The sequence below is a fragment of the Candidatus Pelagibacter sp. Uisw_127 genome, assembly GCF_047722515.1.
GTDB lineage: Bacteria > Pseudomonadota > Alphaproteobacteria > Pelagibacterales > Pelagibacteraceae > Pelagibacter.
This window is the reverse complement of the sequence record NZ_CP159815.1, coordinates 989,755-1,015,616: the sequence shown is the minus strand read 5'-3', so window position 1 is coordinate 1,015,616 and position 25,862 is coordinate 989,755. Positions and strand designations below refer to the sequence as shown.

Sequence of the window (25,862 nt, the reverse complement as noted above, 5' to 3'; positions counted from 1 at the left end):
TAATTTTAGAAAAAATTTAAATTATTTCACACATGATACCCTACGACAAAAGATCTGGTAAAATCTGGTATAATAACGAGCTCGTTGATTGGGCTGAAGCTAAAATTCATATTTTAAACCATGGACTGCATTATGCAAGTTGCGTTTTTGAGGGTGAAAGAGTTTATGATGGTTCTATATTTAAGTTAGAAGAGCACACTTCAAGACTTTTCTACTCAGCTAAAAGAATGGGTATTACAATTCCATACTCAGAAGGAGAAATAAATAATGCATGTAATGAAATTATTTCTGTTCAAAATATAAAAGATGGATATGTAAGACCAATGGCCTGGAGAGGCAGTGAAATGATGGCGATCTCTGCACAACAAGCAAAAATTCATGTTGCTGTAGCAACTTGGGATTGGGGTTCATATTTCGACCCAAAATTAAAAATTAAGGGTATTAGATTAAATATTTCAAATTGGAGAAAGCCACCGCCAACTACAATACCGTGGGATACAAAAGCATCGGGTCTTTATATGATTAATACTCTGTCAAAACATGAGGCTGAACAACAGGGATATACTGATTCTTTAATGTTAGACTATGAAGGAAATGTTGCAGAAGCAACTGGAGCAAATATTTTTTTTAAAACTGAAAGTGGAGAAATCCACACTCCAATTCCGGACTCTTTTTTAGACGGCATAACAAGAAGAACTGTAATTGAAATTGCAAAATCTAAGAGTATTAAAATTCATGAAAGAAAAATTAAACCTGAGGAGCTTTCAAGTTTTGTTGGTTGTTTTTTAACTGGATCAGCCGCGGAAGTAACACCGGTTTCATGCATTGCCAATAATCAATTTAAAGTTTGTGAAACTATAATTGATTTAAATGAAAGTTATCAAGCTTTAGTGAGAAAAAAATAGATTATTTATTTTTTACTATCTTCAGACATTGCATGGTCAATGCCTTTTCTTAAATACTCATAACCAGTATATAAAGTTAAAAATGCTGAAAGCCAAAGTAGAATTATACCAATAGTTTGAGCGTTATAATCTTGAAAGTTTAGAATTTTGTTTCCAGTTTCACCAGTAAGCAAAAGCGCTATAGCAACCATTTGTAAAAAAGTTTTTAATTTTGCCAAATTAGTTACAGGTAGTTTTATTTGTCCTCTAGCTAAAAACTCTCTTAAACCTGAAATCAGTATTTCTCTTGTAAGTATTATAATTGCAGCAATAACTTCGTAATGTTTAATTGTTCCACTCATAACAAGCAATATAAGTGCAGTAGCAACTATAATTTTGTCAGCTATCGGGTCAAGTAATTCACCCAACTTAGACTCTTCCCCCATCATTCTTGCTAACATCCCATCCAAAAAATCAGTAAATGAAGCAATTACAAATAATACGCATGCAGTTAAGTCGCCGTAAAAACCTGGTAAATAAAATGCTAAAACAAAAAAAGGGACAATTATTATTCTACCAATTGTTAATATATTAGGAATTTTTTTAAGCATAATTATTCGTGAAAGAAGTTATATATCTTTTTTGCAACTTTTTCTTCAACACCTTCAACTGATTTAATCTCATCAAAACTTGCAGATTCTACTGATCTAGCAGAGCCAAAATGGTTCAATAGTGCTCTTTTTCTAATAGATCCAATACCATCAATTTGATCTAGAAGGGATTTTGTAATCCCTTTTGCTCTTTTTGCCCTATGAGAGGTGATGGCAAATCTATGTGCTTCATCACGTAGTCTCTGCATAAAGAAGAGGGTGGGGTCATTCTTATCAAATTTAAATGATTTCCCTTTATAGAAAAAAGTTTCATCACCACTATTTCTCAGTTTACCCTTAGCAATAGCAATCATGGGAAGGTCGTGTAAACCAAATTCATCTAATACTTTTTTGGCGGATGAATATTGACCTTTCCCACCATCAATTAATATCAAATCAGGGAGAGTTAAATAATTTCCTTTTTCTAACATCGCTCTTTTAAATCTTCTTGTAAGAACTTCTTTTAACATTGCAAAATCATCTTGTTCAGCACCCTTTGTCTTAATATCGAATTTTCTATATCTTTTTTTAACAAACCCTTCATTTCCAAAAGTAATCATAGCGCCCACACTATTGGTTCCTGAGATATGGCTATTATCATAAACCTCAACCAAGTTTAGGCCATTTTTAAGATCAAATTTTTTAGCCACACCATCAAATAAATTTTTATTATTATTTGTCTCATAAATTTTTCTATTAAGTGACTCTTTGGCATTTTTTTCTGCCATAGCAATAACTTTAGCTTTAGTTCCTTTTTTTGCTATATTAATAGAAATTGTACTACTTTCTTTTTTGCTTAAAGTTTCTTCAATTAATTTCTTGCCTTCAATTTCTGTATTAATAATTATTAATTTAGGAACATTTTTATTTTCGTAAAACTGCATCAAAAAGGAAGACATTATTTCAGATACGTTTTGGTCAGGATCATGTTTTGGAAAATAAGCTTGGTTGCCCCAATTTTGTTTGGACCTGTAAAAAAATACCTGAATACAGGTTTTGCCAGATTCTTTATAGGCAGCAATTACATCAGCATCAACTAGATTGGCTTCATTAATTCTTTGTGACGATTGAATTATATTTAAGGATTTAATTCTATCTCTAAAAATAGAAGCTCTTTCAAAATCCAGCTTTTCGCTGGCTTCCTCCATTTGTTTGGATAGATTTTTTTGTATATCTCTTGATTTACCCGATACAAACTGAATTGCTTGATCTACTGATTTTTTATAATCTTCTTTATCAATATAATCGACACAAGGACCAGAGCATCTTTTTATCTGATAAAGAATGCAGGGTCTTTTTCTATTTTTGAAGGTGCTATCATCACAAACTCGAATTTGAAATATTTTTTGAAGCATCTTAATGGTCCAATTTGCAGTTCCTGCTGAAGCAAAGGGTCCAAAGTAAAATCCTTCTTTATCTTTTTTCCCCCTATGTTTTGTAACTTGTGCCCATTGGTCTTTATTACTGATGAAAACAAAGGGAAAAGATTTGTCATCTTTAAGCAATATATTGAATTTAGGTTTATGTTTTTTGATTAAATTAGCTTCTAAAAGAAGTGCTTCACTTTCATTGGCAGTAGTCGTTATCTCTAATTTAAAAGTTTGAGAGAGCATCCTTGCTGTTCTGATGATATGATTTTTTTCAGCTACATAGCTTTTTAATCTATTAGGCAGGTTTTTTGCTTTACCCACATACAAAATCACATCTTTATGATCAAGCATTCGATAAACTCCAGGACTTTTAGGAATTAATGGGAGCTCTTTTCTAATTACGTCTTTGCCTAATTCAGAGCTTTTCATGACTTCTTTTTTTGGTAATTTGGATACCAACAGAGGCACATTCTTTTATAATTTCTAATTTTTCAATTTGAAGCATAATTTTTCCAATTCTTTTATCTTTAAACAATACATCAAAAACATCTTCAGCAAGTGTTTCTAAAAAATTATAATGTTTCTTTTTTGCAAGTTTTGTAATTAATTTTACAACCTGACCATAATTAACAATTGATTTTATATCTTTGTCATTTGTTGGTTTTCTATCTTCATAATCAATCTCTAAACTAAATTTTACTTTCTGGGTTTTTTCTTTTTCAAAATCATAATAACCAAGCTTTAAATCTAGAGTTAATTCTTTAATAAGAATTTTTTTTTCGTAATTAAATAAACTTTTATTTTTATCTATTTTGACAATATTTAAATTATTTTTTTTCATTCTTTTCCAATTACATCTGGTGTTTGCCAGTTTAAACTTTGTCCGCTATCTATTGCTATTACTTGACCTGTAATTGAACTGTTTTTGATAAAAAAGTCAACAGTAGAACATATATCCTTTATATTTACCTGTTGCTTCAAAGGGGTTGCTAAGTACTGCTTTTTAAAATGCATGGCAGTTTGTCTTTTATTTTTAATAGTTGGTCCAGGTGCAATTCCATTAACTCTTATGTTTGGAGCTAATTCCATAGCACTAGTTTTTGTTAGTGTGTAAAGCCCTGTTTTACTTAAAGTGTAAGAAAAGAAAAAGGGAGTTAACTTAAAAACTCTTTGATCTATTATATTTATAACATTGTTGTTTTTACCCTTAACATTTTTTGAAAATTCTTTTGTAAGATATGCGGGTGCTTTTAAATTTACATCAATATGTTGGTTCCAACTTTTAGAAGAAAAATTTTTAAGACTATCATTTTCAAATAATGAAGCATTATTAACTAAACAATCAAAGTATTTTAATTTTAACTTTGAGAATTTTATAATTTTTTTTAAATCTTGTTCTTTTGCAAGGTCACCTTTTACCAAGTAAACTTTTGTTTTATTTTTTGACAATTCCTTTTGTAATTTTTCAGCTTCAGGTTTAGACTTATTGTAATGAATAACCATTTCAACTCCTGGACCTGAGAGTTTCTTTGCAATAGCAGCACCCATTCTAGTTGCGGCTCCAGTGATAATTATTTTGTTTGCTTCCATTTTTTCTTACCTTTTTGTGCTCTTGTACCAGGTAAGCCCATTGTTGATCTACCTTTTGGATATGTTCTATTTTCTTGGTTATAGTGTTTTATTTTTGGGTTTAAAACAATTTCTAACTCTGATGCTTCTAAATTTCTTATTTCATCTCTAATTTTACCAGCTTCTTCAAATTCAAGGTTTGTGGCTGCATCTTTCATTCTTTTGTTGAGCATCTTTAAGTGTTTCTTTAAATTTCCACCAATATTGTCTCCAGTACCTACTTTTAAATAATCCTTATCATAAACGTTCTGCAACACATCGCTGATTTCTTTCTTAATAGAAACAGCATCAATATTATGCTTTTTATTATAGGCAACTTGAATTGCTCTTCTTCTATCCGTTTCTTGAATTGCTTTTTTTATACTTTTAGTTTCTTTATCTGCATAAAGAATAACTCTTCCTTCTAAGTTTCTTGCAGCCCTTCCAATAGTTTGAACTAAAGAAGTTTCAGATCTTAAAAATCCTTCTTTATCAGCATCTAAAATTCCAACTAATGCACACTCTGGAATATCTAGTCCTTCTCTTAAAAGGTTAATTCCCACTAAGACATCAAAAACACCAAGCCTTAAATCCCTCATGATTTCAATTCTCTCTAGTGTGTCGATATCGGAGTGCAAATATCTAACTCTAATACCATTTTCATGAAAATATTCTGTTAAATCCTCAGCCATTTTCTTGGTCAATGTAGTAACCAAAACTCTAAAATTTTTATCTATTGTTTTTTTGCACTCATGCATCAAGTCATCAACTTGATTTTTGGCAGGTTTTATTTCAACTGGTGGATCAATTAGACCAGTAGGCCTTATTATTTGTTCAACAAATTTACCCTTAACTTGTTCTAATTCCCAAGGACCAGGCGTTGCTGATACAAAAACTGTTTGGGTTCTCATTGCATCCCATTCTTCAAATTTAAGAGGTCTATTGTCCATGCAAGAAGGTAATCTAAAACCATATTCGGCAAGATTACTTTTTCTAGATCTATCTCCTTTGTACATACCATTTAACTGAGGAACTGTTACGTGGCATTCATCTACAAAAATAAGAGTGTTGTCAGGAAAGTATTCAAATAGAGTGGGAGGTGGTTCTCCTGGTTTTCTTCCAGATAAAAAACGAGAATAGTTTTCAATACCAGCACAAGACCCTGTTGCTTCTATCATTTCTAAATCAAACTTAACTCTTTCTTCTAATCTTTGTGCTTCAAGTAATTTATTTTGTTCTTTAAATTTTTTTAAAGTTACTTCTAATTCTCTTTTAATTTTAATAATTGCTTGTTCGATAGTTGGTTTGGGCGTGATGTAATGACTATTAGCATAAACTTTTATTACATCTAAATCTTGTATTAGATCTCCTGTTAAAGGATCAAATTCTTCTATTTTTTCTAGTTTGTCGCCAAATAAACTTAATCTCCATGCTCTATCTTCAAAGTGTGAGGGAAATATTTCAAGATATTCTCCTCGAGCTCTAAAAGTTCCTCTATAAAAACTCTGATCATTTCTTTTGTATTGTAAATTTACTAAAGTTTTTATTAGTTGCTCTCTGCTGTATTCATAATCTTTCTTTAAACTCAACGTCATCTTGCTGTACGCCTCAACAGAACCTAGACCATAGATACAAGAAACACTTGCAACAATAATTACGTCATCTCTCTCTAATAGTGATCTAGTAGCTGAGTGACGCATACGATCAATTTGTTCATTAATAGATGCTTCTTTTTCAATATAAGTGTCAGACCTTGGTACATAAGCTTCTGGTGTATAATAATCATAATAAGATACAAAATACTCAACAGCATTGTCAGGAAAAAAAGATTTCATCTCTCCATAAAGCTGTGCAGCTAATGTTTTGTTAGGAGCAAGTATTAGAGCTGGTCTATTAGTTTTTTCAATTACTTGGGCCATTGTAAAAGTTTTTCCAGAACCTGTTACACCAAGCAAAACTTGGTTTAATTCTTCTTTATTTGCACCCTTAACTAATTGTTTTATTGCTTCTGGCTGATCACCGGCAGGTTTAAAATCTGTAACAAGTTTAAACTTTTTTCCACCTTCTAGTTTCTGGTGAATTTCAGGATTTTTGCTCTGTATATCTGTAATTAAATCTTGATAAGTATTTTGCATTATCTATAAAACTATTAGAATAAAAATATATTTCAATGAGCATTATATCAGACAGTCTAAAAAAGATTAAACCATCGCCAACTATTGCTGTAACTCAAAAAGCAAGAGAGTTAAAAGCTGCTGGAAAAGATGTAATAGGTCTTGGGGCAGGAGAGCCTGACTTTGATACTCCAGATAATATCAAACAAGCGGCTATAAAAGCCATTAATGACGGTGATACTAAATATACAGCCGTTGATGGAACTGCTGCCTTAAAAGATGCCATTGTTAAAAAATTTAAAAGAGAAAACAATTTAGACTATACAACTGATCAAATCACAGTTGGTGCTGGTGGAAAACATGTAATTTATAATGCCATGATGGCAACCCTAAATGAAGGAGATGAGGTCATAGTTCCCGCTCCTTATTGGGTTTCTTATCCTGACATGGTTTTATTAGCTGGTGGAACTCCAATTATTTTAGAGTGTGATGAAAAACAAGGATTTAAAATTAATCCAGCTGAATTAGAAAAATCTATAACACCAAAAACAAAGTGGATAATATTAAATTCACCATCAAATCCAACTGGTGCTTGTTATACTGAAAGTAATATTAAAGAAATTGCAAATGTTTTAGCAAAACATTCTCACGTGCATATTTTAAGTGATGATATTTATGAGCACGTAACATACGAAGGATTTAAATTTTTTACCATTGCCCAAATTGATAGTTTGAAAGAAAGAGTTCTTACAATGAATGGTGTAAGTAAAGCTTACTCAATGACTGGCTGGAGAATAGGGTATGCGGCTGGTCCTAAAGAAATTATTAAAGCAATTGCTAAAATACAATCGCAATCAACAACAAATCCATCTTCAATTAGTCAAGCAGCGGCAGTAGAAGCTTTAAATGGAACTCAAGATTTTATAAAAGAGAGAGCAATTTCATTTCAAGAAAGAAGAAACTTTGTTGTTAAAGCATTAAATGAAATAGATGGAATTGAATGTTTAAATCCAGATGGAGCATTTTATGTTTTTCCAAGCTGCAAAGGGTTAATTGGAAAAAAAGATACAAACGGAAAAGAACTTAAGACAGATACTGATTTTGTTCAGTCTTTATTGGAAAATAGTGGTGTAGCAGTTGTTCAAGGTTCTGCATTTGGTTTGGAAGGTTTCTTTAGAATATCTTATGCAACTTCTATGGAAAATCTTAAAAAAGCTTTAGAAAAAATATCTTCTTTTTGTAAAAGTCTTAACTAGGTTTTTGCTTTCCCCACATCTCAAAATATTTACCTTTTTCTAGCAATAAACTCTCATGCGTCCCTTGTTCAATAATAGCACCCTGATCAAGAACAATAATATTATCAGCATTTGCAGCTGTAGATAGTCGGTGAGCAATTATTAAAGTTGTTTTACCTTTAGAGACATTTTCTAGATTTTTTTGAATTTCTTTTTCTGTACTAGTATCTAATGCAGATGTCGCTTCATCAAAGAAAAATATTTTAGGATTTTTTAGAATAGTTCTTGCAATAGCAACTCTCTGTTTCTCTCCACCAGATAATTTCAACCCTCTTTCTCCTACAATTGTTTCATAACCATCTGGTAAAATTGTTATAAAATCATGTATATCTGCATTTTGTGCAGCACTAATAACCTCCTCTTTAGTAGCACCAGTATTACCGTAAGCTATATTATAATAAATTGTGTCATTAAATAAGACAGTGTCTTGTGGGACTACACCAATAATTTTTCTTAAAGAGTTTTGAGAAATTTTATTTACATTTGTATTGTTAATAAAAATATTTCCCTCTTTTGGATCATAAAACTTGAATAACAGTCTACTTATTGTTGATTTACCAGCACCAGTTGGCCCTACAATGGCTACTTTTTTTCCATTAGGAACAATAAATGAAATATTTTTAATGATAGTTCTTCTTATGTCGTAATCAAAACTAACGTTTTCAAATCTAATTTCTGCATCGTTACTTTGGGGTATATCCTCAAGATCATCATTTGTTGTTGGGGCAACTTCTAATAAGCTAAACATGTTTTCCATATCAGTCAGTGCTTGCCTAATTTCTCTATAAACAGAACCTAACCAATTCAATGGCTGATATAATTGGAGCATGTAGGCATTAATTACAACAAACCCACCAATATTAATCTCTCCACTTTTGATCCCATAAACTGACATCACCAACATAATAGTAATACCCACCATTATGATAAATGTTTGGGCTATGTTTAATAGTGAAAGAGAATGTCTACTTTGATTTGCTGCTAACTCATATTCTTCTAATGATTGATCAAGCCTATTAGCTTCAAAGGCCTCATTGTTAAAATATTTAACTGTCTCAAAGTTCAATAAACTATCAATCATCTTAGTGCTGACATCGTTATCAGCTTGGTTCATTCTTTTTCTAAATACATTTCTCCATTCAGTAATCTTAAAAGTTAAAAAAGAATAAAGGCCAATAGTTACAAGTGTTACAACAGCATACCATGGGCCATATAAATAAAATAAAATCCCAGAAACTAAGAACACTTCAAAGAAAGTAGGAGCAATATTAAACAAGACATATCTTAGAAGAAAATCTATTCCTTTAGTTCCTCTGTCTATATATTTTGCTAGTGCACCTGTTTGTCTGTTTAAATGAAATTGTAAGGATAGATTGTGAAGATGTTGGAACATTGTCAAAGATATTTGTCTAATAGAATGTTGGGAAACTTTTGAAAATAAGGCGTCTCTAATTTCAACAAATGTGAAAGCAATTACTCTTGTAACACCATAGCCAATTACTAAAGCTATTGGTACCAGCATAAATAAATTAATGCCTGAACTTAATTCTGTCAGAGAGTTTACCGCACTACCCAATACTAAAGGGGTGCTAACACTTGCTATTTTTGCTAAAACTAAAGCAACAACTGCAAAACTAACTCGTATCCTTAAATCTTTTCTTTTTTTAGGCCACAAATAAGGAAGCAACAGTTTAAAAGTCTTAATGTATTTACCCTTTTTCACAATCTAGATATAACTGATTAGTAATAATTTGTTACAAGCAAATTAGACCTTATAATGAATTAAAAAAAGATATTTTAACTAAATAAACAATAAGGAAATATAAATGTTAAGTGTATATTTGGCAGGTGAAATTCACAGTAATTGGAGAGAAGAAATTATTCAACTTTGTGAAAAAGAGAAATTAGATGTTAAATTTACATCTCCCGTCACCGATCATGAGGCATCTGACAATTGTGGTGTAGAAATTCTAGGAGATGAAGAAAAAAATTTTTGGAAAGATAGAAAAGGCGCTAATATCAATTCAATTCGAACTAAGAAATCTATTCAAGATTGTGATGTAATTATTGTTAAGTTTGGAGAAAAATTTAAGCAATGGAATGCAGCCTTTGATGCTGGTTATGCCATAGCACTTAATAAATCTATGATTGTTATTCATAACGATGATCATCAACATGCTCTTAAAGAAGTGGATGGCTCTGCTGCTGCTGTTGCGTCAGATCAAAAACAAGCTTTTCGAATATTGAAATATATATTGGAAGGTTCCTTAAAGTAATGAAAAAAGCTTTGTTATTTGGCTCATCCGGCTTAGTTGGAGGGCATCTTCTTAATCAATTAATTAAAGATATTAATTACTCTAAAATAAAATTATTTGTTCGTTCAGTTCCTGAAATTAGTGATCCAAAAGTAGAGATTATTAAGACTGATTTTAGTCATTTACAAAATCACAAAGAAGATATCAAAGGAGATGATTGTTTCGTTTGTATTGGTACAACAAAAAAAAATTCACCTGATAAAGATGAATATAAAAGAGTTGAACTTGATATTCCTAAAGAAATTGCAAAAATTGCAAAATCAAATTTGGTTAATTCATTTATTTTTGTCTCTGCATTATATGCAAACCCCAAGAGCTCAGGAGAATACATAAGATTTAAAGGACAAGTTGAAGAAGAGTTAAAAGAAATTAATTTTCCAAAACTTGCAATAATGCGACCTTCTTTTTTAATAGGTAATAGAAAAGAAAAGAGAGCAAGTGAAACAATAGGTATTTTTGTATTTAAGTTACTTTCTCCATTACTTTTAGGTCCTTTAAAGAAAATGAAACCCATTCATTCAGAAACTGTTGCAAGAGCAATGATAGCTGTTATTAAAAATGATATTCAGCAAACTATTTTTGAGTCTAACGAGATATCAGAAATAAGTAGTTAGTATTTTTAAACTAACCCAAGTCTAATTACTGAGTTCCCAGCATCTACAATACTATCTTTTGCAGGTTTAAATTTTATACCCAATAAATCTTCAGAATATGAAGTATCAGTCTGCATTAAAATGCCAAGATCAGGCAACATAATCTTTACAGAAGAATCTAAGTAACTGATCAATTTAACCATAAAATTTGGCATTTCTTTTTTTGGAAGTTTTTTTGCATACTTTGGAAATGCTTCAGCCATAATTTTAGAAACTTCGAGCATTTTTTTTACTTCTGAACCAATAATTAAACGTCTTCCATTAACCTTGGGATTTTTTATAGATAAAACATGGGCTTTTGCTACATCTTTTACATCAGAAATTAATATTCCAAAATTTGGCGCCATAGGATATTTTCCTTTAAGGAAAAGTTCAACATAGCTAGTTGAGGTATTTGTTTTTTTATCTAAAGCATCACCAAAAACTCCTCCTGGATTAATTACAGTTAATTTGTCTTTTAACCCTTTGCTTTCCATTAATTCCCATGCAGCTTGTTCAGCTTTTGTCTTTGATGTAGTGTAGTCATTTGATCCACTCCAATCAGTATCTGACCAATCACTTTCCCCAAAATTATATGGGTTTGTTCTGTTAGGTTTTTTAAACATAGCGGCTATTGATGAAGTAAGAATTATTTTTTCAACATTAGCTTCTATACCGGCATTTAAAACTCTTAACGTTCCACCTTTAGCAGCTGGAACTAAAGCCTCTCTATTTCTTGAACTTTTCATAGGGTAGGGAGAAGCAGTATGTATAATATATTTACAATCTTTAGCAGCCTCAACCCAACCATCATCTTTTAATAAGTCCAATTCAACAAATGACAATTTATCTGTTGAAACATATTCGCTTAGAGTTTTCTTTGTTTTATCTAATGAGTTTTGGCTTCTAACAGTTCCTAAAACTTCATATCCAGAATTTAATAATTCAATTGCTATATGTTTTGCAATCCAGCCGCTTATTCCAGTTAATAATACTTTATTTGTCATTTTGCTGTTCCTTTTTAATTAAATTTTTGTTTTGATACATATGGACATAAATAATTTTTTATCAACTAATTATAATCTTACTAGTCACTTCAAAGTTACTTAAATCATGACTGGTCATTTTTTGTTATTAGTTTACAAAATAGATGTGGAAAAAATTAATCAAAAACAATCATGTCCTTTTTCAAACGTTATGGAATTATTAGGAGGAAAATGGAAAATTTTTATTATTGCAAGAATCTATGAAAATAAGAAAATAAGATTTAATGAGCTTAAAAAAATAGTAACTAATATCAGCTCCCAAGTTTTGGCAAGAAAACTTGATGAAATGAGAAAAGATGATTTGGTTGTTAAAATTATTAATAAATCTCAAAACGTAGAATATAAATTAAGTGAATTCGGAAATTCAGCAATACCAATAATATCTGCTTTAAAAAAATGGAGCTTGGGTAGAAAAAAAGAAATTTCTAAAATAGTAAATATTTAAGTTAGTGAGATAAGAATTTTTCAGCTTCAAGTGCAGCCATGCAACCCATTCCAGCAGCTGTAACAGCTTGTCTGAATGTTTTGTCTTTAACATCACCTGCAGCATAAACACCGGGGATATTAGTTTCTGTTAAATCTGGTTTAGTTAATAAATAACCTTCTTTATCCATATCTAATTGATCTTTAAAAAGAGCCGTTGCTGGATCATGACCAATTGCAATAAATAAACCATCTATTTTCATTTCTTCAATTTTATTTGTTTTAAGATTTTTAACTTTAATCGCTGTAACATTTTTAGGTTCGCTATCCCCAATAACCTCTTCAACAGCACTATCCCAAATTATTTCAATTTTTTTATTTGCCATTAATTTTTTTTGAAGTAATTTTTCTGCTCTTAAAGTATCTCGTCTATGAATTAATTTTACCTTCGATGCAAATTTTGTAAGAAACATTGCCTCTTCTACAGCTGCATTTCCACCACCAACAACTGCCACAACTTTTTCTTTAAAGAAAAAACCATCACATGTTGCACACGCTGAAACACCAAAGCCTCTATATGCTTGTTCAGATTCTATATTTAACCATCTTGCCTGAGCACCTGTTGAAATAATTATACTATCTGCAGTATATTTTTGTCCACTATCTCCAATAGCTTCAAAAGGTGTAGATTTTAAATTTACGGACCCGATATGATCTTCAATCATTTCTGTACCAACTGCTTTTGCTTGGTCTCGCATTTGATCCATTAACCATGGACCTTGAATTACATCTGAAAAACCCGGGTAATTTTCCACGTCTGTTGTTGTAGTTAATTGTCCACCTGGTTCAGAGCCGTATACTAAAACAGGGCTTAGCATTGCTCGGGCAGCATACACAGCTGCTGTATAGCCAGCTGGACCTGACCCTATTATTAACACTTTTGTGTGTTTAATTGGATTTTCACTCATGCAGAAGTTATATAAGGATAAATGACAAAATTAAAAGGGTTATTATTAACAGAGGGCATGCACGGCATGATTAGCCAAGTTGAAGGATTAGCTAAGGCTTTAGATTTAGATTTTATACACGAGAAGATTGAAATTAATAATTTTTGGAAATTATTTCCACCCAAAGTAACACCTGTGCAAGATTTTGTTTTTAAAAATAAAATTGATAGCCAGTTTGATGTTGTTATTTCTTGTGGAAGAAAAAGTGTAATACCATCAATATATTTAAAGAAAAAATTTAAAAATAAAATCATAAATATTCACATTCAAGAACCTAAAGTGTTTTTAGATAATTTTGATTTTGTAGTTGCACCCGAACACGATGGTTTAAAGGGAAATAACGTACTAACAAGTAAAGGTGCGGTTCATTATTTAACTAATGATGAGTTGGACCAGAATGAAAATTATTTAAAATCTAGAATTAACAGTCAAAAGAAAATTGTTACCTTAATATTAGGAGGACCAACTAGATATTATGATTATAACAATCAAGTCATAGAGGGCATTTTTTCAAAGATTGAACAAAATTTTATAAAAAATAATTATCAAGTAATTATTATTCCCTCAATGAGAACTCCTCAGAATATAATTGAAAAAGCTAAGAATTATTTTGATAAAGATCAAATCATAATCCCTAATGTTGATAAAAAAGCTTATCTTTCTTCATTAAAAATTTCAGATCATATTATTGTTACTTGCGATTCTACTTCAATGATTTCAGAAGCTGCAATTACTGGAAAGCCAATTTATGTAGCTCAAATGCCAGCAATTAAAAATAATCAGAGATTTAAAAGCTTTTTTAATTTATTCGAGTCTTTAAATATAATAAAAGAATTAAATAATTCTATTGAAAATTGGACTTATACAAAACTAAACGAAACTAATAAAATAGCGAACCAAATAAAAGAAAAAATAAAACAGCATGACTTTTCTTAATTCAATTTTAAATAACTCTAAAGAACACAATGATCCTTTTAAACATTGGGAGTTAAATAAACCATTATCAAATGATGCTATTAATGAAATCATAAGTGCTGACATACCTGATCTAAATCAACTTGATTTAGAATATGATGGAACAAGAGCTATTGATGGGGGTGCACCAGAATTTAGAGAAGGGATAACAAGTGGTGGTAAAGCAATAAAATTTAGATGTTTTATTACAAAAGAAAATAGCAAGAAGTTTCCAGCATTAACAAAATTAATCAATGAACTTCAATTAAAAGAAACATGCTCCAAGATTTCAAGTCTTATAAATAGAGATCTGTCTAATTCTTATGTAAGAGTAGAAGTAATTTGTGATAGAAAAGGATTTTGGCTTAAACCACATTGTGATATTAAAGAAAAACTAGTCTCGTGCCTGTTATTTGTTAATGAATTTAATGAATCTGAGACACTAGGTACTGATTTTTACAATGAAAAGTTAGAAAAAGTTAAAACTGTTCCATATAAAAATAACTATGGTTACTTCTTTACTAGTGGGCCAAATACTTGGCATGGGATGGAAAAGAAGGAGATCGTCAAAGAAAGACGTTGTTTACAAGTTAATTACGTCTCTTTTCCTACGGATTGGAAAGTTAAGTAGTATTAAATTTATAGAGACTTGTATCTATAACCACCGATAGGGCGTACACTTAGTTTTTTTAGATATTGCCAGATAATTTTACACTTCATTAATTAGGCAACAATTTTTTAGAAAACAACTTTATTAGAAGAGTGCATCATTCATGCTTTTTTGCGTGGGTTATGTATTGGATTTATTATGATTATAAAAGATATAGCTAAACAAGGAATTCGAGAAATAGGTAACATTTTACCTTTAAAAAAAAATAATATTATTCCAATAAAAATTAGTAAGACTATAGAAATAGTCGTAGTCCCTAATTTGGGTGAGTTAAATTCACATCAAGATAATGTTGGAATCATCATAGAAGAAAAAAATGTTCTAAGGATTTTATCTAAACGATATAAAAATGTTTTAATTACTGAAATTAATTCAGAAGAAGATCTTGAAGCGTTAGTTAAAAGAAAGCCTGATTTAGTATTCTCTGGTGTTAAGTATTTCTTTTTTAATAATAGGAAAATATGGCTAAATGATTATTTAGAGATGTTTGAAATTCCATATATCGCCTCAAGTAAAGCAGCTCTTGATAATGAAAGTGATAAAAATAGAGCAAAAAAAATTATGCAAAAAAATAATATTAGAACTGCAGATTTTTTTATAACAAACCCTGGTGAATACTTAAAAGAATCATCAATACCAATAAAATTTCCCCTTTTTATAAAACCAGTAACTGGTGGAGATAGCAGGGGTGTGGATAAAAATTCAATTGTATTTAATTTTGAAGATTTTACCTCAAAAGTATTAGACATTAAAATAAAGCAAAACTCACCTTCTTTAGTCGAAACATATTTAGCAGGAAAAGAATATAGTGTTGGTATTTTTGAAGATAGTATTGACGAAACTTTAAGAGCTATGCCAATAGAAATTATCGTAAAAGAAAATGTAGACGGTCATTGCATTCTTGATTTTGATGTAAAAAAAAATGACGAAGAGAGCGTAATTCTTGTTTCAGATGTTGCGGTCTTTGACAAACTTTCAAAACTTGCAAAAGATTCGTTTAAAGCTTTAGGTGGAAAATCTTTAGGTAGAATAGATATTAAAATGGATCACTTAGGTGTTCCTCATTTTATAGAAGCAAATTTAATGCCAGGTCTTCGAAAAGGCTATTTCTATAGATCATGCGTACTAAACCTTGATATGAGTTACGAAGATATGATTTTTAGTATTGCAAATACTGGCTTGTCTTCACATTAAATATCTTGAAGCGCTGTAACAGTAATCTCTTTTGTTTTTAAAGATCTAATCCCCATCAAGCAAGCTTGAGCAGTAGACATGTTTGTACAATAAGGAACTTTGTTACCTAGTGTTGCCCTTCTTAAAGCCATTGCATCATGAAGACGGTGCTCACTATTTCCACCACCCGTATTAATAACTAAAGCAATTTTTTTAGAATTTAGTACATCAACAATGTGAGGTGATCCTCCACTAACCTTGTTTATTGTTTTGCACTTTATTCCATGTTTACGAATGTAGTCGGCAGTTCCACCCGTAGCACATAAAGTAAAATTTAATTTTATTAATTGTTTTGCTAAATCTACACCTTCATCTTTATGACCATCTTTGAGAGAGATAAATGCTAAACCTTTTATTGGTAATGAGTTTGAAGCAGCAATTTGGCTTTTTGCATAAGCCATACCAAAGTCTTTATCAAATCCCATAACTTCACCTGTTGATTTCATCTCAGGCCCTAACAATAAGTCACTATTTGGGAATTTATTGAAAGGAAATACAGCCTCTTTAACTGCAAATAAATTTTTATTTTTACCCTTTAAATTAAATTTAGATAATTTTTCACCGGTCATTACACGTGATGCAATTTTAGCAAGAGGAAGACCTTTAGCTTTAGATACAAAAGGAACCGTTCTACTTGCTCTTGGATTTACTTCAATTACATAAATTTCATCATTTTTAATAGCAAATTGAATGTTCATAAAACCTTTAACATTTAATGCTAAAGCTAATTTTTTTGTTTGAGCTTCTATTTCAGTTATCAGCTTTGGTTTAATAGATATAGGAGGTAAGGAACATGCGGAATCCCCTGAGTGAATACCCGCTTCTTCAATATGTTGCATGATACCTGCAACAAATACTTCTTTGCCATCAGATATTGCATCAACATCTACTTCCATAGCGTGACTAATAAACTTATCTATTAATATTGGATTATCTTCTGCAGCTTTAAATGCCTCTTCTACAAAGTTTTTTAATTGGCTTTTCTCATGAACAATTTCCATCGCTCTTCCGCCTAACACATAAGAAGGTCTCACCATTAATGGCAGACCAATTTTTTCAGCAATTTGAATGGCTTGCTTGTAAGTTTTAGCAATACCACTTTCAGCTTGTTTTAATTTTAATCTATCAAGTAATTTTCTAAATCTATCTCTATCTTCAGCAAGATCTATTGAGGTGTACTGCGTTCCAAGAATTGGAAGTTTGTTATCATGTAAAAACTTTGCAAGTCTTATAGGAGTTTGTCCACCAAACTGAGCAATGATCCCTACAAGGTTTCCTTTTTGCTGTTCTTTTTTAATAATATTATAAACATACTCTTCTTTAAGAGGTTCAAAATAAAGCCTATCACTTGTGTCGTAGTCTGTTGAAACTGTTTCAGGATTACAGTTAATCATTATAGTTTCAAAACCACTATCTTTAAGAGCATAACTTGCTTGGCAACAACAGTAATCAAACTCAATACCTTGGCCTATACGGTTTGGTCCACCACCTAAAATTATGATTTTTTTTCTTGAAGAAGGTTCTGCTTCACACTCTGAATTCAAAGCATAATTTCTTTGATATGTTGAGTACATATAAGGTGTGAAAGATTTAAATTCAGCAGCACAGGTGTCTACTTTTTTGTAAACTGGTAATACTTTTAAAGCAGTTCTTTTTTTTCTAACAAGGTCTTCAGGAATTTTAGTGATTTCAGATAGTTTTTTATCAGAAAAACCTATTGATTTAATTCTATTAAATTCATTATAATCTTTAGGAAGACCTCTTTTTTGTATTTTATTTTCTTCGTCAACAATTTCTTTTATTTGCTCTAAGAACCAAGGATCAATTTTGCAAAGTTGGTGAATTCTTTTAATGTTTATTTTTTTTCTAAACGCTTCAGCAGCTAATAATATTCTATTTGGAATATTTTTTTTCAATTCTTTTTCTATTTCTTTTTTGCTAAGTGGAAAAATTCGATCTAAGCCTGAAAAACCAATTTCAAGAGAAACCAATGCTTTTTGAAGAGATTCTTTAAAGTTTCTACCAATTGCCATTGCTTCACCAACTGATTTCATTGAAGTTCCAAGAATTGCCTCAGAAGTAGAGAATTTTTCAAAGGTAAACCTTGGTATTTTCGTTACCACATAATCAATACTAGGTTCAAAAGAAGCAGGTGTTGTTTTGGTAATTTCATTTTTTAATTCATCAAGTGTGTAGCCAACAGCTAGTTTTGCTGCAACTTTTGCAATTGGAAACCCTGTTGCTTTAGAGGCAAGGGCAGATGAACGTGACACTCTTGGGTTCATTTCAATGATAACCATTCTGCCATCTTTGGGATTGATTGCAAATTGAACATTTGACCCACCTGTTTCTACTCCAATTTTTCTAAGACAAGCAATTGATGCATTTCTCATAACTTGGTATTCTTTATCCGTAAGTGTTAGGGCAGGCGCAACTGTAATTGAATCTCCAGTGTGAATTCCCATTGGGTCTATGTTTTCTATAGAACAAATAATAATACAGTTGTCTTTTTTATCTCTAACAACTTCCATTTCAAATTCTTTCCAACCCTCAAGGCATTCTTCAATTAAAATTTGGCTAACAGGGGATTCGTGTAAACCATCTTTAACTATTTTAAGATATTCTTTTTCAGTTTTGGCAATTCCTCCACCCAAACCACCCAAAGTAAATGCAGGTCTAATGATTGCTGGTAATCCAATTTGTTTTAAAGCTTTTGCTGCATCTCTAATATGATTTACCACTTTAGATTTTGGTAAGTCCAAACCAATATCTAACATGTTTTTTCTGAATTTTTTTCTATCTTCTGCATTAGAGATTGCTTTAGAATTTGCACCAATTAGCTCAATCTTGTATTTTTTAAGAATTCCATTTTTCTCTGCTTCCATTGCTAAATTCAAAGCAGTTTGGCCACCCATTGTTGGTAAAATTGCATCTGGTTTCTCTTTTTTTACAATTTTCTCTAATACTTCTAAAGTTATGGGTTCAATATAAGTTTTATCCGCAACACCAGGGTCTGTCATGATAGTTGCTGGATTAGAGTTAATCAAAACAACTTTATAGCCTTCATCTTTAAGAGCTTTACAGGCTTGTGTCCCTGAGTAGTCAAACTCACAGGCTTGGCCTATTATAATTGGTCCAGCACCAACGACTAATATAGTTTTAAGATCTTTTCTTTTTGGCATTTTTTTTTATGTTGTTAATAAATTCTTCAAATAAGTAAACACTATCTTGCGGTCCTGGATTTGATTCAGGGTGATATTGAACAGAAAAAACAGGTTTATTTTTTAATCTAATTCCTTCAATGCAATTATCAAATAAAGATTTATGAGTTACTTCAATATTTTTTGGTAATGTTGCTCTTACAATTTCAAAGCCATGGTTTTGGCTTGTGATTTCGACATTGTCTTTAACTAAGTTTTTAACTGGATGATTAGCACCTCTATGACCTAGTTTCATTTTTTTAGTTTTTGCACCAAGTGCTAAGGCTAGAATTTGATGACCAAGACAAATACCAAAAATAGGTAAATTATTTTTGATTAATTCTTTAATGATTTCAATTGCATATTTTCCAGTTGCAGCAGGGTCACCAGGGCCATTTGATAAAAAGATCCCATTTGGCTTTAATTTAAGGATGTCTTTTGCACTCATTTTGCATGAAACCACTGTTACTTTACAATTTAGATCTGAGAAATATCTTAGGATATTTTTTTTAATGCCATAGTCAATTGCAACAACATGTAATGAACTTTTTTTATTCTTTAAGTAACCAGTTTCTTTTTTCCAAGTTTTAAAACCTGACCAAATATAATTTTTTTTAGTAGTTACCTGTTCTGCTAAATCTAAATTATTCAATCCACTCCATTTAGTGGTAGTATTAACTAATTTATTAATATTAAAATTACCCTTCTTAGAAAAAGAAATAGTTCCTTTGGGTGCACCTTTATCCCTAATAGAGTTAGTTAAACCTCTAGTGTCTAGACCCGTGATCCCAACAATTTTATTTTTTTTTAACCATAAATCTAAGTTAACTAAAGATCTATAATTTGACGGACTTGTTATTTCTGAATTAAAAATTACACCTTTAGTCCAAACCTTGTCAGACTCTAAATCTTCTTTATTAGTCCCAACATTCCCTATGTGAGGAAACGTAAAGTTGATTATTTGTCCCGCATAAGAGGGGTCCGAAATAATTTCCTGATATCCTGTTAGTGAAGTATTGAAACACACCTCACCAGTAGCTGCCCCCTGATATCCAATACCAACACCTTTAAAGATAGTTTTATCTTCAAGAACTAAAATACCCGTGTGAATCTGTGAGATTTTGTGTGAGCTAATTTTTTTTGCTTTTTTGATCAATTACAACTCATGAGTTAAAGGTTAATACAATAAAACCTTAATTATCGCAACACAGATGTAGTATAAAATTACAAAAAAACAATTTTTCTTTTGAAGAATTTTATCTTTGAAGTACATTAAAAATTATTATGACATTGAAAGAAACAATAGAAACAAACTACAAAACTTCTTTAAAATCAAAAAATAAGATAGAAATCTCAACCTACAGGTTAATTTTATCTTCAATTAAAGACCTAGATATTCTCAATCGATCTGGAGCAGATAAAAAAGAAACAGATGACGAGGATGTAAAGAAGCTTTTGAAAAAAATGATTAAGCAAAGAATCGAATCAATCGAAATCTACACAAAGAATGACAGGAAGGATTTGTTAGAAGTTGAGCAAAATGAATTTGATCTTTTATCCAGCTTTTTACCCAAACAACTAAATGAAGAAGATACAAAAAAAATATGCATTGATACAATAAATAAGCTAGGTGCAGAATCTATTAAAGACATGGGTAAAGTAATGGGTGAACTAAAAAAATCATACCCTGATAATTTAGATTTTGCTAAAGCTGGTCCGTTACTTAAGGAACTATTAAACAAATAATGAAATATCCAAAAGAGTATTTAGATGAAATAAAAACTCGTTTAAAGGTCTCAACGGTAGTTTCTAAGTCTGTTAGTTTAAAAAAAAGAGGAAAAGAATTTGTAGGTTTATCTCCTTTTAAAACCGAGAAAACACCATCTTTTACGGTTAATGATGAGAAAGAATTTTACCATTGCTTTGCAACAGCAGAGCATGGAAATATTTTTGATTTTGTCATGAAAACTCAAAACTTAAAATTTGGTGAAGCTGTTAAATCTTTAGCAAACCTAGCTGGAATGAGACCCTATACATTTTCAAAACAAGATGAGGAAAGAGAAAAAAATTGGCAAGAGTATTGCTCTATTTATAATCAATACGTTCAATTTTATCACGATGAAATTTTAAAAAATGAAAGTTTAACTACTGCTAGAGATTACTTAAAAAAAAGAAGTCTTAGTAAAAATGAAGTTAAAAATTTTAAAATTGGATTTGTAGAAAGAAATTCTAACTTTTACGAAAAATTAAAAAATGATTTTAGTGAAAAAGTTTTAGTTGAAAGTGGACTTTTTTATCTAGATGAAAAAAAAAATATATATCTAGAAAGATTTAGAGATAGAGTTATATTTCCAATTAATAATATTTCGGGTCAACCCATAGGATTAGGGGGAAGAACCATCCAAGAAAATACTTATTTAGCAAAATATATTAATTCACCTGAAACACCTTTTTTTAAAAAAGGTTCAAACTTATATAATTTAGATTTAGCTAGAAAATTATCTAATAAAATAGATCACGTATATCTTGTTGAGGGCTATATGGATGTTGTTGGCTTAAGTAAGAATGGAATTGAAAATGTTGTTGCAAATTTAGGAACCTCTCTAACCGATAGGCAAATTTTAATTCTTAATCAATTTTTTGAAGATATAATTATTTGCTTTGATGGTGATGAAAGTGGATATAAGGCAGCACTTAGAGCGGCCGAAAACTCAATTAAAGAGTTACAACCTGAAAAACAAATTTCGTTTCTTTTTCTACCAGATGGGGAAGATCCAGATAGCTATGCAAACAAAAATGGCAAGGCAAACTTTATTGATTTTACAAAGCAGGCAAAAATTTCAATTCATCAATTTATATTTAATCATTATAAGCAACAAACAGATAATAACCCTTCATCGATGGCTATATTCGAAAAGAAATTGAGATCTATTGCTGGAACCATAAAAGATGATTTTATTAAAAAGTATGTGCTTGAGTTTTTTTTAGAAAAAATTTCATCATTAACACCACACAGCAATGTAGGGAAAAGACAGTTTTATATTAAGAAAATTAAATCATTACAATCTACTCAAAAACACTTTAATGAAAGTAAGTTGCTAAGTGGAGTAGAGCTTAAAGAGTTTTCATTGCTTTATTTAATAATGAATAATTTAAACATATTTCAAGAAAATATTCACTTGATTGAAAATATAGAATTATTTAGTGATGAAAATAAATTAATTCTTGAAACACTTATAACAAAATTAAAAAGTGGGGAAAAACTGACTCTTCAGGAGATCCCAATTGATCCACAATTAACAGAAAAAATTTTTAAATTTGCTTCCATCAAGCACATTTTGAATAGCCATCAAAATGATCAAGATAAGATGTTTGAATTATTAGAGGAAGTTTCTAGAGACCTTAAAAATTACGATTTAGAGTTCAGAATTGAGGAGCTTGAATCGAGGTTTTCTAAGGATTTAAGCGAAAACACTTTTAATGAAATAAGAGAGCTAAAAAAACAAAAAAACATCAATTAAAACTCGCAAAAAATACGTGGATTTTTCTAAAATTGCGCTTATATAAGTCTTCTCAAATATACTATTGTGGAAAGAATAATTACAAAATCATTTGCTAGACTGATGGGTCGAGGAACCCATAGGGGATTTATAACCTTTGATGAGTTGAATAAATCTTTAGGTAAAAGAAATCTTTCAGACGAAAATCTAGAGCAAGCATTTATGCACATTCTAGATGAGAGCGTTGCACTAGTAGAAAAAAAATCAGATTTTAAAGTTTTAAGAAAAAAAGAAAACTCATCAAAAGAAGAGGGCAAAACTATTGAAAAGAGTGATGACCCAATAAGAATGTATTTAAGAGAGATGGGTGGTGTCGAGCTTTTATCTCGTGAGGGTGAAATAGCAATTGCGAAAAGAATAGAAGCGGGAAAAGATGTGATGCTTATTGCTTTAGCGCAAAGTCCTATCACAGCACAACAGTTTGTTGAATGGGATGAAAAACTTCAAAAGGATGAAATTTTAGTTAGAGAAATTATAGACATCGATACCAACTATATGGAAGACGAAAGCACAGGTCCAAGTGCTAAACAACGAAATTCTGGAGAGACAGATAAAAATGAAGAGAGCACAGGTGATGATGATGAATTTAATCCCACACTTGCTGCAATGGAAACTGAAATTAAACCTAAGGTTTTAAAAACTGTTAATACTTTAACTAAAGAGTATGGAAAATTAACCAAATATCAAAAAGAAAAATTGGATTGTATTCTAAATTCAGTAAGCTTTTCAACAGCTAAGGAAAAAGGACATCAAAAAATTGTGGATGATATTTTAGAAAATATTAAATCACTTCAACTATCCCCATCTGTAACAGAAGAACTAGTTCAAAAACATTATGTTGAAAATAAAAAGATAGTTTCACTAGAGGGAAATCTTTTGAGATTAGCAATGGATCAAAAAATTCCAAGAAATGAATTTATCAAATTTTATATTGGAAACGAGATAAATCCAAATCTTAAAAAATTTCTTGATACGAACCCTATGTGGAAACAGTTTTTTTCAAAAAATAAAGATGAGTTTAAAAATATAAGAGAGAGACTAGTAGAGATAAGTCATAAACTTGGCATGTCTGTTACAGATTATAAAAAATTAGTTAGCAGAGTTCAAAAAGGTGAAAAAGAATCTAGAATAGCAAAAAAAGAAATGGTTGAAGCAAACTTAAGATTAGTAATTTCAATTGCTAAAAAATATACAAATAGAGGGCTTCAATTTTTAGATCTTATTCAAGAAGGAAATATTGGTCTTATGAAGGCTGTAGATAAATTCGAATATAGACGAGGATATAAATTTTCAACATATGCTACATGGTGGATAAGACAGGCCATCACTCGATCTATTGCAGACCAAGCAAGAACAATAAGGATTCCAGTTCACATGATTGAGACAATTAATAAGATTGTAAGAACTCAAAGATTGATTTTAAGTGAATTTGGTAGAGAGGCTACTCCTGAAGAATTAGCACAAAAGTTAAGAATGCCTTTAGATAAAGTTAGAAAAGTTCTTAAAATTTCTAAAGAACCAGTTTCTCTTGAAAAGCCTGTGGGTGATGAAGAGGATAGTAGTTTGGGAGATTTTATTGAAGATACAAAAGCTTTAGCACCTTTGGAGCAAGCCATTAAGTCTAACTTAAGTGAGGCAACTACTAAAATTTTATCTACTTTAACACCAAGAGAAGAAAGAGTGCTTAGAATGAGATTTGGTGTTGGAATGAACACAGATCATACTCTTGAAGAAGTAGGCTTACAATTTTCTGTAACTAGAGAGCGTATTAGACAGATAGAAGCTAAAGCTCTTAGAAAATTGAAGCACCCAAGCAGATCTAAGCAGCTAAAAAGTTTTTTAGAAAGTTAAAATTTTAGATTGTAATATCGATAAATTTTAAACTACAAATGTATAAAATACTATCTTCTTAATCTTATCTAATATTTTTTAACAACTATATAATGATTAATTTTTTTATTAGATAGTTTGTAAGCTAACTTTGTTAGAGATGAAAGAAAGTCAATATTGAAATAGATTTTATGAAACCATCTAAAATTAAAGCATCTTACTGGTAATAAATAAAATTTTTTATAAATAATTTTAAGTTTTTCTAAATTATCAAATAGATCTTCTGAATTCTTAATTTGTTCAAAAATCAAAATACCATTTTTTTTTAATTTTTCATTAAGCATTTTAATCAATTCCGTGTGCAGACTGATATCATTTGATCTCGTAAAAGGATAAACTTCTCTTAAATAAATTACATCAAAGAAATTATTGAACTCTTTTGGAATTTTTTCAATGGGAAAGGGCAAAAATTTTTTATTTGGATAGATAGTATCAATTATTTTTTTTATTGATTCTGATGGCTCTGATAAAAATACTTCAAAATTCTTATATTTTTCTAATTCCATTCCTATAAGACCAAGACCACAACCGCAATCTAGTATTATTGTTTTATTTCCCCTATCAAAAAAAAATTGTTTTATAAAAATTTCAAGCCTTCTTGAAAAGAGAGGGGCATCTTTAATTTGAGTATGAGAATCCATCTTATTTTCTAAAATTTTTTTATGATATTCTTCACTTGATATATTTAGTGACTCGTTTAGCTCCGTGTAAGTTCTTGGTTCTTTAGTAAAAAAATCAGTTATTTTTATCATTTCAATGTCAAAAGTAGATGTTTAGAAAAAATTTACTTTATTAGTAAATAATATTCAATATTACAAAACAAGTTTAAATTTTTGTATATATTTTGATTTAGCCAGTCTTTTTATGCTAAGATGATTAATTATGGGACTGTAGCTCAATAGTAGAGTACTGCATTGACATTGCAGGGGTAGTTGGAGCGTAACCAACCAGTCCCACCATTTTCATTATCTTTTTGTCTACGCTAGACATCGTTTTCATAATGATATAATT

At 30.4% G+C, this 25,862-nt stretch carries 22 protein-coding genes and 1 tRNA gene; 12 read left to right on the top strand and 11 right to left on the bottom strand.

What is annotated here, in order from left to right:
• Positions 1-32 precede the first annotated feature (32 nt).
• On the top strand, positions 33-905 hold the full coding sequence (locus ABXT65_RS05525) for a branched-chain amino acid aminotransferase (RefSeq protein ID WP_415322887.1): 873 nt from the start codon (positions 33-35) through the stop codon (positions 903-905).
• 5 nt (positions 906-910) lie between these two features.
• Here ABXT65_RS05525 and pgsA read toward each other — a convergent pair whose 3' ends face one another.
• The 5 genes from pgsA to uvrB are packed head-to-tail and all read right to left on the bottom strand — an operon-like array spanning position 911 to position 6,647.
• Positions 911-1,495 carry a CDP-diacylglycerol--glycerol-3-phosphate 3-phosphatidyltransferase gene (gene pgsA / locus ABXT65_RS05520; protein ID WP_415322885.1) on the bottom strand — a complete coding sequence of 195 codons (585 nt, stop codon included), beginning with the start codon at positions 1,493-1,495 and terminating at the stop codon, positions 911-913.
• A 2-nt stretch (positions 1,496-1,497) separates the two neighbouring features.
• Positions 1,498-3,333 (bottom strand): excinuclease ABC subunit UvrC, encoded by a 1,836-nt coding sequence (gene uvrC / locus ABXT65_RS05515; protein ID WP_415322884.1) that lies wholly within the window; start codon positions 3,331-3,333, stop codon positions 1,498-1,500.
• Positions 3,320-3,745, bottom strand: coding sequence for a dihydroneopterin aldolase (locus ABXT65_RS05510; protein ID WP_271492313.1), 426 nt, complete (start codon positions 3,743-3,745; stop codon positions 3,320-3,322). Before ABXT65_RS05510 ends, uvrC begins: the two co-directional genes overlap by 14 nt.
• The gene (locus ABXT65_RS05505) at positions 3,742-4,494 is read right to left on the bottom strand and encodes an SDR family oxidoreductase (protein ID WP_415322882.1); all 753 of its coding nucleotides are present in this window, start codon (positions 4,492-4,494) and stop codon (positions 3,742-3,744) included. The genes ABXT65_RS05510 and ABXT65_RS05505 overlap by 4 nt, the downstream gene beginning before the upstream one ends.
• Positions 4,476-6,647 (bottom strand): excinuclease ABC subunit UvrB, encoded by a 2,172-nt coding sequence (uvrB, locus tag ABXT65_RS05500; protein WP_415278012.1) that lies wholly within the window; start codon positions 6,645-6,647, stop codon positions 4,476-4,478. Before uvrB ends, ABXT65_RS05505 begins: the two co-directional genes overlap by 19 nt.
• Before the next feature lie 35 nt (positions 6,648-6,682).
• Between uvrB and ABXT65_RS05495 the strand changes: the two genes are divergently transcribed.
• Positions 6,683-7,882 (top strand): pyridoxal phosphate-dependent aminotransferase, encoded by a 1,200-nt coding sequence (locus ABXT65_RS05495; protein WP_415322880.1) that lies wholly within the window; start codon positions 6,683-6,685, stop codon positions 7,880-7,882.
• On the opposite strand, the gene ABXT65_RS05490 is transcribed toward ABXT65_RS05495, so the two are convergent.
• A complete protein-coding gene (locus ABXT65_RS05490) occupies positions 7,875-9,644 on the bottom strand; it encodes an ABCB family ABC transporter ATP-binding protein/permease (RefSeq protein ID WP_415322878.1) in 1,770 nt (589 codons plus the stop codon). The genes ABXT65_RS05495 and ABXT65_RS05490 overlap by 8 nt on opposite strands.
• 103 nt (positions 9,645-9,747) lie before the next feature.
• Here ABXT65_RS05490 and ABXT65_RS05485 point away from each other — a divergent pair, with 103 nt between their 5' ends.
• Together ABXT65_RS05485 and ABXT65_RS05480 are read left to right on the top strand one after the other, a co-directional pair.
• A complete protein-coding gene (locus ABXT65_RS05485; protein ID WP_415322876.1) occupies positions 9,748-10,197 on the top strand; it encodes a YtoQ family protein in 450 nt (149 codons plus the stop codon).
• On the top strand, positions 10,197-10,850 hold the full coding sequence (locus tag ABXT65_RS05480; protein ID WP_415322874.1) for an NAD(P)H-binding protein: 654 nt from the start codon (positions 10,197-10,199) through the stop codon (positions 10,848-10,850). The genes ABXT65_RS05485 and ABXT65_RS05480 overlap by 1 nt, the downstream gene beginning before the upstream one ends.
• A 5-nt stretch (positions 10,851-10,855) precedes the next feature.
• Here ABXT65_RS05480 and ABXT65_RS05475 read toward each other — a convergent pair whose 3' ends face one another.
• Positions 10,856-11,875 (bottom strand): NAD-dependent epimerase/dehydratase family protein, encoded by a 1,020-nt coding sequence (locus ABXT65_RS05475; protein ID WP_415322872.1) that lies wholly within the window; start codon positions 11,873-11,875, stop codon positions 10,856-10,858.
• Between the two features lie 106 nt (positions 11,876-11,981).
• Here ABXT65_RS05475 and ABXT65_RS05470 point away from each other — a divergent pair, with 106 nt between their 5' ends.
• Complete coding sequence (locus ABXT65_RS05470; protein WP_415314891.1) at positions 11,982-12,359, top strand: winged helix-turn-helix transcriptional regulator; 378 nt, start codon at positions 11,982-11,984, stop codon at positions 12,357-12,359.
• Position 12,360: 1 nt separating this feature from the next.
• Here the strand turns inward: ABXT65_RS05470 and trxB are convergent, their stop codons facing one another.
• Positions 12,361-13,305, bottom strand: coding sequence for a thioredoxin-disulfide reductase (gene trxB, locus ABXT65_RS05465; protein ID WP_415314890.1), 945 nt, complete (start codon positions 13,303-13,305; stop codon positions 12,361-12,363).
• A 21-nt stretch (positions 13,306-13,326) separates the two neighbouring features.
• Here trxB and ABXT65_RS05460 point away from each other — a divergent pair, with 21 nt between their 5' ends.
• The 3 genes from ABXT65_RS05460 to ABXT65_RS05450 all read left to right on the top strand — a co-directional run bounded on the left by ABXT65_RS05460 (position 13,327) and on the right by ABXT65_RS05450 (position 16,162).
• On the top strand, positions 13,327-14,280 hold the full coding sequence (locus ABXT65_RS05460; RefSeq protein WP_415322871.1) for a mitochondrial fission ELM1 family protein: 954 nt from the start codon (positions 13,327-13,329) through the stop codon (positions 14,278-14,280).
• The gene (locus tag ABXT65_RS05455) at positions 14,267-14,929 is read left to right on the top strand and encodes a hypothetical protein (RefSeq protein WP_415322869.1); all 663 of its coding nucleotides are present in this window, start codon (positions 14,267-14,269) and stop codon (positions 14,927-14,929) included. The genes ABXT65_RS05460 and ABXT65_RS05455 overlap by 14 nt, the downstream gene beginning before the upstream one ends.
• Before the next feature lie 177 nt (positions 14,930-15,106).
• Positions 15,107-16,162, top strand: a complete 1,056-nt coding sequence (locus ABXT65_RS05450) for a D-alanine--D-alanine ligase (protein WP_415322868.1) — start codon at positions 15,107-15,109, stop codon at positions 16,160-16,162.
• Here ABXT65_RS05450 and carB read toward each other — a convergent pair.
• Together carB and carA are read right to left on the bottom strand one after the other, a co-directional pair.
• Entirely contained in the window at positions 16,159-19,383 is a 3,225-nt protein-coding gene (gene carB, locus ABXT65_RS05445) for a carbamoyl-phosphate synthase large subunit (RefSeq protein ID WP_415322866.1), read from the bottom strand. The two genes, ABXT65_RS05450 and carB, sit on opposite strands and share 4 nt — an antisense overlap.
• Complete coding sequence (gene carA, locus ABXT65_RS05440; protein ID WP_415322864.1) at positions 19,361-20,557, bottom strand: glutamine-hydrolyzing carbamoyl-phosphate synthase small subunit; 1,197 nt, start codon at positions 20,555-20,557, stop codon at positions 19,361-19,363. The genes carB and carA overlap by 23 nt, the downstream gene beginning before the upstream one ends.
• A 128-nt stretch (positions 20,558-20,685) precedes the next feature.
• On the opposite strand from carA, the gene ABXT65_RS05435 reads away from it, so the two are divergent.
• The 3 genes from ABXT65_RS05435 (at position 20,686) to rpoD (ending at position 24,812) form a co-directional block, all read left to right on the top strand.
• Complete coding sequence (locus ABXT65_RS05435; RefSeq protein ID WP_415322862.1) at positions 20,686-21,147, top strand: GatB/YqeY domain-containing protein; 462 nt, start codon at positions 20,686-20,688, stop codon at positions 21,145-21,147.
• Positions 21,147-22,922: a DNA primase gene (gene dnaG, locus ABXT65_RS05430; RefSeq protein WP_415322860.1), complete on the top strand. Its 1,776-nt coding sequence runs from the start codon at positions 21,147-21,149 to the stop codon at positions 22,920-22,922. The genes ABXT65_RS05435 and dnaG overlap by 1 nt, the downstream gene beginning before the upstream one ends.
• Positions 22,923-22,988: 66 nt before the next feature.
• On the top strand, positions 22,989-24,812 hold the full coding sequence (rpoD, locus tag ABXT65_RS05425; RefSeq protein ID WP_415322859.1) for an RNA polymerase sigma factor RpoD: 1,824 nt from the start codon (positions 22,989-22,991) through the stop codon (positions 24,810-24,812).
• Positions 24,813-24,880: 68 nt separating this feature from the next.
• Here the strand turns inward: rpoD and ABXT65_RS05420 are convergent, their stop codons facing one another.
• Entirely contained in the window at positions 24,881-25,603 is a 723-nt protein-coding gene (locus ABXT65_RS05420) for a class I SAM-dependent methyltransferase (protein WP_415322857.1), read from the bottom strand.
• Positions 25,604-25,735: 132 nt separating this feature from the next.
• On the opposite strand from ABXT65_RS05420, the gene ABXT65_RS05415 reads away from it, so the two are divergent.
• Positions 25,736-25,810: transfer RNA gene (locus ABXT65_RS05415), tRNA-Val, on the top strand.
• Positions 25,811-25,862 lie beyond the last annotated feature (52 nt).